Origin of the sequence: Microcystis sp. LEGE 08355 (assembly GCF_015207185.1) — a bacterium.
In the GTDB taxonomy this organism is placed as follows: Bacteria; Cyanobacteriota; Cyanobacteriia; order Cyanobacteriales; family Microcystaceae; genus Microcystis; species Microcystis panniformis.
The window spans coordinates 1-1,072 of the sequence record NZ_JADEXI010000949.1 but is presented as its reverse complement, the minus strand read 5'-3'; the positions used below and the strand labels follow the sequence as shown (position 1 = coordinate 1,072).

Annotated in this window: 2 protein-coding genes; one reads left to right on the top strand and one right to left on the bottom strand. The window is 43.6% G+C overall.

The genetic code is table 11. The features are described from left to right. Window positions 1-123: 123 nt before the first annotated feature. On the bottom strand, window positions 124-327 hold the full coding sequence (locus IQ242_RS25520; RefSeq protein ID WP_002762986.1) for a hypothetical protein: 204 nt from the start codon (window positions 325-327) through the stop codon (window positions 124-126). Window positions 328-397: 70 nt separating this feature from the next. Between IQ242_RS25520 and IQ242_RS25515 the strand changes: the two genes are divergently transcribed. After that, on the top strand, window positions 398-913 hold the full coding sequence (locus tag IQ242_RS25515; RefSeq protein WP_193961870.1) for a DUF1499 domain-containing protein: 516 nt from the start codon (window positions 398-400) through the stop codon (window positions 911-913). Window positions 914-1,072 lie beyond the last annotated feature (159 nt).

Here is a 1,072-nt window from a genome sequence, read left to right as displayed (position 1 = left end):
CCTTAAAACGAGTAGCCGAGGAAATTTATCTACTTTCAGCAACAAGTTAAGCTGATGGGGTGGTAAGCGGGGGGTTTTGGGGATGGGAGAATACCCTCACCCCCAACAGCTAACCCCTGATCCCTAATCGATCGAGATCGACTGGGGGCCGTTGCCGTTATCCTGATTATTGTCGTTAAAACTGACTAATCCCTGCTGTTCTAACCATTTTTTGAGGGGATCGTCCGAAAGTTTCAAGCGCAGTAATCCAGAGGCAAAACCACCGAAAAAAGCGATCGGTTGTTGAATCAGTTCTTTAACAACGGGTTGTAATTCATCGAGAAACATCTTATTCTATCTCCTGATATTGTCACACCTATCAATGTTAAGTTAATTGAAGTGATTCTGTAAGACTAGCATGACTGAAACTTCCGACACGGTGAAAAAATCTTTCCGGCTAACCCCGTTTATTTTCCTGGGAATACTGCTCATCTGGCTAGGAATTAGGTTAATTGCTCCCGATAGCGTCAGTTTATTCGCTGGTACTCGTCCCGATTATTTGGGAGTCAGGGAAGGTAAACTGGCCCCTTGTCCAGTCACTCCTAATTGTGTTAGTAGTCAGAGTCAGGATCCGGCTCATTCGATCGAACCCCTTAGTTATCAGGGTAGCGGGGAAAAAGCGATCGAGCAATTAGCTAAAATTATCGCTTCCCAACCGAGAACTAAAATTATTAACCAAGATAGTAAATATCTCTACGCCGAATTTAGCAGTCAATGGATGGGATTTGTCGATGATCTGGAATTTTCTCTTAATCCTAACAAAAATGCGATCGATGTTCGCTCGGCCTCCCGGTTAGGAGAATCGGATTTAAATGTCAATCGAGAACGAGTGGAAACCCTGAGAAAACTCTTTTCAGTGATCAGTAAACAGTAATCAGTGATCAGTAAACAGTAAACTGCCTTTGGGTGCATCTCACATTTGCAGAAATACCGACAATCAGCAATGATCAGTGACTCTTAAAATAATTACAAATGTATCAGCAGCTGCGTGTAAGCATCCCACCAAAAAACTAATGCGCGGGGGGTTTGGGGG